4 protein-coding genes and 1 rRNA gene are annotated in these 6000 nt (G+C 42.3%); 1 reads left to right on the plus strand and 4 read right to left on the minus strand.

What is annotated here, in order from left to right:
• Positions 1–102: 102 nt before the first annotated feature.
• The gene (locus MSP8886_RS19970) at positions 103–1824 is read right to left on the minus strand and encodes an OpgD/OpgG family glucan biosynthesis protein (RefSeq protein WP_083201063.1); all 1722 of its coding nucleotides are present in this window, start codon (positions 1822–1824) and stop codon (positions 103–105) included.
• 341 nt (positions 1825–2165) lie between these two features.
• Between MSP8886_RS19970 and MSP8886_RS19975 the strand changes: the two genes are divergently transcribed.
• Positions 2166–3407: a uracil-xanthine permease family protein gene (locus tag MSP8886_RS19975; RefSeq protein WP_067020198.1), complete on the plus strand. Its 1242-nt coding sequence runs from the start codon at positions 2166–2168 to the stop codon at positions 3405–3407.
• 76 nt (positions 3408–3483) lie between these two features.
• On the opposite strand, the gene MSP8886_RS19980 is transcribed toward MSP8886_RS19975, so the two are convergent.
• The 3 genes from MSP8886_RS19980 to rrf all read right to left on the minus strand — a co-directional run bounded on the left by MSP8886_RS19980 (position 3484) and on the right by rrf (position 5995).
• Complete coding sequence (locus tag MSP8886_RS19980) at positions 3484–3966, minus strand: GNAT family N-acetyltransferase (RefSeq protein WP_067020202.1); 483 nt, start codon at positions 3964–3966, stop codon at positions 3484–3486.
• Positions 3967–4052: 86 nt separating this feature from the next.
• Positions 4053–5150: a GGDEF domain-containing protein gene (locus MSP8886_RS19985; protein WP_067020205.1), complete on the minus strand. Its 1098-nt coding sequence runs from the start codon at positions 5148–5150 to the stop codon at positions 4053–4055.
• A 730-nt stretch (positions 5151–5880) separates the two neighbouring features.
• Positions 5881–5995: ribosomal RNA gene (rrf, locus tag MSP8886_RS19990) — 5S ribosomal RNA — on the minus strand.
• Positions 5996–6000: the final 5 nt, after the last annotated feature.

Below are 6000 nucleotides of genomic sequence, written 5' to 3' on the forward strand. Positions count from 1 at the left end.
AGCACTTACTATAGCCAGAAATAAAAAACGCCAGCGATAGAGCTGGCGTTTTTTATAGCATCGATTTAAGAACCCTCTTACAAAGAATTCACTTCGTGGAGGTTAATTCAAGTGTCCCGCATTATGCAGTTCACGATTTTTCTTTAATGGTGGGTTCCACTGGTAACTCCAAGTTTCAGACATGCGCTTACCATCAAGGTCAAGATACACCTGCATATTGATTGGGTTATCTGTTGCATCCGGCGGAACTACATCAAACATCACACGATACTTATCTGAGTGGTTGATTGGGCGCACAGATTCCAGCTCTACTTTTCCTTTTGACGTATGGATAACGGCTTTTAACTTGCTACCATCACCAATCATAGGTAAATCACCGCCAGCAAAGTCAATCACGAAACGTTTGCTGTAATAGTGACGCTTCTGACCAATTACACCACCAATACCTGTGAAGGTATCTTGAACACGAGCTTGAGATGAATGCTGTGGTGGATGACTGCCCCAATACATATTGTAGCTATATAGCAACTCCTGACCAGGCTTAATTGGCTGTGCAGGATGCCAAAAGGCCACGATATTGTCGAAGGTTTCATCCAAGGTTGGAATTTCTACAAGATCCACAGACCCTTTACCCCAGTTGCCTATAGGCTCAATCCACAGACTTGGACGTTTCTCGTAAAATACAGAGTCGTCTTGGTAATGATCAAAGTTACGGTCTCGTTGCAGCAAACCAAAGCCTTTCGGATTATCATCACTGTACGCGTTAAAACGAAGGTTTTTCGGGTTTGTCAAAGGACGCCAAATCCATTCACCAGATCCAGTGTGCATAGCAAGCCCATCTGAATCATGGATTTCTTCACGCCAATCATAATTTGTCCGGCGATCATTCTCGCCCACCATATACATACTGGTTAACGGAGCAATGCCTAAACGCTCAATGGATTTACGTGGATATATTGCCGCATCGACTTTCATTTTTAATGGTTCGCCTGGTGTAATATCAAAGCGATAGGCTCCAGACACACTCTTAGACTCCATCAAGGCGTATACCGTCACTGTACTAGAACCAGGCTTTGGCTTTTCTAACCAGTAGTTAGTAAAGACTGGAAACTCTTCTGGTTGATCCAGCGCCGTATCAACAGCCAAACCACGAGCGGATAAGCCATACTGCATCTCACTGCCAACAGCACGGAAGTAGCTAGCACCAAGAAAAGCGACAACATCACGCTTCCAGTCAGTTGCAAATTGCATACGAAAACCAGCAAAACCAAGGTCTTTTGACAGTTTTTTTGCGTCAATTTTTGATTTACCATAGTCGAACATGGACGGCGAATAATCAATCGGTATGACCTTACCATTCTTGATTTCATTCATATGAACAGGCGTATCAAATCCACGACCTAAATGGAAAAACTCAGTATGGAATAGCGACCCTTTTGTCCTCCATAGTGCCTCACTGTCCTTATAACGAATCTGCTGATAAGCATTCCAACTCAAATCCTTCAAGCTGCTTGGCACCTCACCCTGATGATTATGATAGGGCTGGCTAGACAAATGGCGCGCATAACCTTTTAACCATGCATAGCTAAACGCCTCATTTCCGGGAGGGTTCGCTGCTTTGGAAGAGGCCACAGAATTAGCGTCTGACGCTACCTGAGGGGTTGACGCATAAGTGGTCACACTAACCAACAAACTCACGGCTAATAACACCCGACTCGCGAGGCGCTGAAAGCGAGGATAAGGCCTTTGAGAAACAAAACTCGTCGAAATAAACGTCACAGATCGCGACGCTTTTGTGGTTTTATCAATGCAATTAAATGGCATGGCTAAGACTCTTAATTTCCTATAAAGATGGTTCATTCTATCGATTAAAAAACCACTCGTATATATCCCTTCAGGTAAACAATTAACATATTGGCATCCATTACTTTACAAAAATGTCAGCTTTTTCTATACAAATGTCAGGTTTGTATCCGACTGTGAACTAAAATATCCATCCACCTATTTGAAATGCCTTCAAATACTAAAACAACCAAACAAATGGGCTATAAATAAAAAATTCAACTCTCTTGATATTGTCAACAAGTAATAAAGCTCATCGCTGGTACTCACTTACACAACCCTATAGAATCCCGCTGACTTAAAATACTATCAAGGACTGTTACATGAAGAATGCCATTTTAGGCATGCAGATGCTCTTTGTTGCATTTGGAGCCTTAGTCTTAGTGCCATTATTAACGGGACTCGATCCTAGTGTTGCACTATTTGGAGCGGGCATGGGAACATTGCTTTTTCAAATAGTAACGCGACGCATGGTTCCTATTTTCTTGGCTTCATCCTTCGCCTTCATTGCCCCCATTATGTATGGCACACAAACTTGGGGCATTGCTGCGACTATGGGGGGATTAGTTGCTGCTGGATTTGTTTACGTCATCTTAGGAGCCTTAATCAAGCTAAAAGGGGCTGGCTTTATCCATCGTTTATTACCGCCAGTCGTTATCGGCCCTATTATTATGGTGATTGGTTTAGGGTTAGCTCAGAACGCCGTTCATATGGCGATGGGCAAAAGCGGAGATGGCTCTACACAATTAGTGAATGCTGATATTTCAATTTGGGTGGCACTGGCTTCTTTACTCACCACAATCTTTATCAGCGTCTTTAGTAAAGGGCTGTTTAAACTCTTACCCATTTTTGGTGGTATCATCGTAGGCTACTCATTAAGCTTGGCTTTGGGAATTGTTCACTTTGACAATGTTAGCAACGCTGCTTGGTTTGCTATTCCTCACTTTACAATGCCTGAATTTAACATCAACGCGATCTTATTTATGCTGCCCGTCGCTATCGCTCCTGCAGTGGAGCACGTCGGCGATATTCTGTCCATCTCCAACGTCACGGGTAAAGATTATCTAAAAAAACCAGGATTACACCGAACTATTGCCGGGGACGGTATTGCCACTATGGCCGCCGCCATGGTCGGTGCACCACCGAATACAACCTATAGCGAAGTCACGGGGGCTGTCATGCTAACCAAAGCCTTCAACCCGGTTATCATGACGTGGGCCGCGATCAGTGCGATCGTTCTCGCATGGGTTGGAAAATTAGGCGCCCTACTACAAACCATTCCACTCCCCGTGATGGGGGGCATTATGATTCTGCTATTTGGGTCTATTGCCGCTGTGGGATTAAACACCTTAATCAAGAACCAAGTGGATCTTCATAAATCCCGTAACCTCGTTATAGTAGGCGTCACACTCGTATTTGGCATTGGTGGTATGGCTTTTGGTGTAGGAGGGTTTAGTCTACAGGGCATCAGTCTATGCGGCATCGTTGCTATTTTGCTGAACCTTATTTTACCAAAAGATATTGGTAACACTCGTTTTGTAGATAATGCACAAATGGAAGAATAACTTTTAAAGAGAACTATTAAAAAACGGCTTCGAATGAAGCCGTTTTTTCATTTACGTCACAATACATTTATATATTCTAAGACTGAGCAAAACGAATCAGTGTATCTCCCGTTAAGCGATAACTTACCCATTCATCTTGTGGCTGCGCACCAATAGATTGATAAAATTGAATCGCAGGCTCATTCCAATCCAACACACTCCATTCAAATCGACCACATCCTTTACTAACTGCGATTTGAGCTAGATGCTTCAAAAGCGCTTTACCGGCACCAGCCCCACGCGACTCAGTTGAGATATACAAATCTTCTAAGTACAAGCCATGCTTCGCTAGCCAAGTGGAATAATTGAAGAAATAGACAGCAAACCCAACGGGAACATTGTCAATTGAGCAGATAACAGCTTTTGTTGTTGAATCTGTGCCGAAAAGGGAAGACTCAATAGACTCTTTCGTTGCCAATACTTCATGTGCCGCTTTTTCGTAATCTGCAAGCCCTTTAATAAACTGTAAGATCAAGGCGGAATCACCTGGATGCGCATCACGAATTGTAATCCCTGACATCTATAACTCCTTTTATATTATTCGCTGCATTAAGTATATATTGAATAAGTACACACTCTAACCACTCACATTAAACTACAGCTTTCTTAGGATACGAGCAAGCCAGCTTTGCCGTTCTCTGACTCTTTGCTATTTGAAATACGATCAACCACTGTATTCCGCCCTGCTTTTTTAGCGGCATATAAATGCTGGTCAGCAAGGTAAAAAATATCAGAGAGCCCCTTATCCGGTTGTGAATACCCTACTCCCACACTCACCGTCACCGTTATTCCACCGATAACCAATTTACTTACCAGTTCACGTAACGAGTTTGCATAGTCAAATATCTCTTTGCGACTTTGATTCATCGTATAAATAATGAATTCTTCACCACCCCAGCGACCAATAATATCTTTAGGGTTAATTTTTCGACTCAGTAGTGAGGCGATATTCGTCAAAACATCATCGCCTTTTAAATGGCCATAACGGTCGTTGATATCTTTAAAATAGTCTATATCCAATAGCAAAATAGCAAACTCTTGCTGGCCTAGATGAAACTCTTGTTCCAACTCTTGAGTCACCTTCTCTAGCCCACGACGATTAAGTATCCGTGTCAGTGGATCAATATAAGCATAATGCTCCAACATGGAGACCTGTTGCTGCGCTTTATTCTCACTCGATCGCAATTGAATCACTGTCCACAACAAAACAATGTACACAATATGTGCCACCGCAATATTCAGCACAACTCCCAAAGTATCCTCAATGGAATAATGCTGGATCAACGCAATAAAATGGCCAATAACAGTCACACTAAACGCCAATATTGTCATCAAAATGGCTTTACGAACTTCAAGAAACAGATAAGCGATCACATAATTTAGCCCTAACCACTGGGCTGCATTGGAAAATATTCCATTAGTCGCCATATGATGCCAAATGCTGGACGCAATCAGATAGCCGGCAACAACGGAATAGGTGACAAGATGCAAATACTGATCTGGTGCTTTTTTAGTTATTGTTAGGAGATAAACAACACTAAAACTCGATATACAAATAGGATAAGCAAACGCATCAAACGAAGCAATGATGCCGCTATTATAGTCAATAATCCAAACCACCGAAAAGCAAACGATGGCGAGCAAAAGCAAACGACCAAATACAGCTCGACTCAGCATGGAGGGACCAGAGGATGTGTTTTTCATGTGTCAGCCATAATTATTTGTTATTTATAGAGCTTTCACGATTTGCCAACCGTATCGTACGACGACAATAATATGACACATGCAAAGCCCACTACGTGCAGCTCACATCCTTGAACTAATCTAAATAAGAGACGTAATATGAAGAGATAATTTATTGATATCTAAGCCTTTGCTAATATATCAATAAATTATCGTATTATAAATATAATCTCTTTTTTGGGAAGGCATATATGATATTGAAAATACGTAACTTCCCGTTAATAGAGATCTTAGAGTACCTAGATACATCGAATAATATAGCTCTAGACCTTATCAGACTTAGCTTCACCATACTACTTGACCCACACAGATACACTGAGTTTGCCAAACAGTCAGAAAACCTGACAGGGTGAACGCTTTCGATGAGTAAACCACGTATGGGGTCCCTTGATATCACGCCCTATCTTTGAAAAGATTAACTCAGATCAATCATCACCTTGCTATTGGATTTGCGCAGACGCGTTGAGCCTGCGAAACAGGCGCAAGCGAATACGATAGCAAGGTGATAATCTAAAAAGGCTGCAAAACAATGGATTACCGCCTTCGCGGTAATGAAGTTGTGAATGCGGGGAGACGCCCTCACGGACCAGGACCCAATTTTTGGAGGTTGACTCCCCCTTTTTATTTTTTAGATTTTCTTGAGACGAAAAAAGCCCTGACAGCATAGCTATCAGGGCTTTCTTAAATTAAATCTTGATAACGACCTACTCTCACATGGGATCTCCCACACTACCATCGGCGATGGCACTTTTCACTTCTGAGTTCGGGATGGGATCAGGTGGTTCAATGCCTCTATGATCATCAAGAAAAC

It is taken from the genome of Marinomonas spartinae (genome assembly GCF_900089775.1).
Lineage (GTDB): Bacteria > Pseudomonadota > Gammaproteobacteria > Pseudomonadales > Marinomonadaceae > Marinomonas > Marinomonas spartinae.

What these genes read in the sequence shown, in the direction of transcription:
- MSP8886_RS19970 (WP_083201063.1), bottom strand. Translation starts at nt 1,824, where the DNA reads ATGCCATTTAATTGCATTGATAAAACCACAAAAGCGTCGCGATCTGTG.
- MSP8886_RS19985 (WP_067020205.1), bottom strand. Translation starts at nt 5,150, where the DNA reads ATGAAAAACACATCCTCTGGTCCCTCCATGCTGAGTCGAGCTGTATTT.
- MSP8886_RS19975 (WP_067020198.1), top strand. Translation starts at nt 2,166, where the DNA reads ATGAAGAATGCCATTTTAGGCATGCAGATGCTCTTTGTTGCATTTGGA.
- MSP8886_RS19980 (WP_067020202.1), bottom strand. Translation starts at nt 3,966, where the DNA reads ATGTCAGGGATTACAATTCGTGATGCGCATCCAGGTGATTCCGCCTTG.